Source organism: Kitasatospora sp. NPDC057518 (assembly GCF_042802075.1).
Taxonomy (GTDB): Bacteria; Actinomycetota; Actinomycetes; order Streptomycetales; family Streptomycetaceae; genus Kitasatospora.
Genome location: NZ_JBHVEU010000816.1, coordinates 1 through 1,044, shown reverse-complemented (window position 1 = coordinate 1,044; position 1,044 = coordinate 1). Strand labels below are relative to the sequence as shown.

Below are 1,044 nucleotides of genomic sequence, written 5' to 3'. Positions count from 1 at the left end.
GGCGGTGCCCCATCCCCGCACCGCCGCCCCGGCCCTTTCTGCCATCCTTAAGAAGCACCAGCTCCAGGAGTCACGATGCTCCGTTCCGCCCTTCTCGCGGCCTCCCGGTCCCCGCAGGTCCGCACCGTGGTCGAGAAGTTCCCGCCGACCCACGCGATAGTCGAGCGCTTCGTCGCCGGTGACGTCCTCGACGACGCCGTCACCGCCACCGACGACCTGATCGCCACCGGTCGCAAGGTCACCCTCGACCACCTCGGCGAGGACACCCAGGACGCCGCCCAGGCCGCCGGCACCGCCGAGGCCTACGAGCACCTGCTAAAGGCCCTCAAGGACACCGGCCTCGCGGCCGGCGCCGAGGTGTCGGTCAAGCTGTCGGCCGTCGGCCAGTTCCTCCCGGTGGACGGCGAGAAGATCGCGCTGGAGAACGCCCGCCGCATCTGCGAGGCCGCCGCCGAGGCCGGCACCACGGTGACCCTCGACATGGAGGACCACACCACCACCGACTCCACCCTCGCCATCGCGCGGGAGCTGCGGGCGGACTTCCCGTGGCTGGGCGTCGTGCTCCAGGCCTACCTGCGCCGCACCGAGGCCGACTGCCGCGACTTCTCCGGCGCCGGCTCGCGCGTGCGCCTGTGCAAGGGCGCCTACAAGGAGCCCGAGTCGGTCGCCTTCCAGGGCAAGCACGAGGTCGACCTCGCGTACGTCCGGGCCCTGAAGGTCCTGATGGCGGGCGAGGGCTACCCGATGATCGCCTCGCACGACCCCAACATGATCAAGATCGCCGGCCAGCTGGCCCAGTGGAACGGCCGCAAGCGGGACTCCTTCGAGTACCAGATGCTGTTCGGCATCCGCCCCGAGGAGCAGCTGCGCCTCGCCGCCGAGGGCAACACCATGCGGGTCTACCTCCCGTACGGCCAGGAGTGGTACGGCTACTTCATGCGCCGCCTCGCCGAGCGCCCCGCCAACCTGACCTTCTTCCTGCGCGCCATGGCCACCCGCGGCTGACCCGGCGCCCCAGGCCACGGCCCGCACCCCTGACGGGGC

At 71.6% G+C, this 1,044-nt stretch carries 1 protein-coding gene; it reads left to right on the top strand.

All coding sequences use genetic code 11. The features are described from left to right. The first annotated feature begins 75 nt into the window (after positions 1-75). Complete coding sequence (locus ACFU7Z_RS39590; protein WP_049654995.1) at positions 76-1,005, top strand: proline dehydrogenase family protein; 930 nt, start codon at positions 76-78, stop codon at positions 1,003-1,005. Positions 1,006-1,044 lie beyond the last annotated feature (39 nt).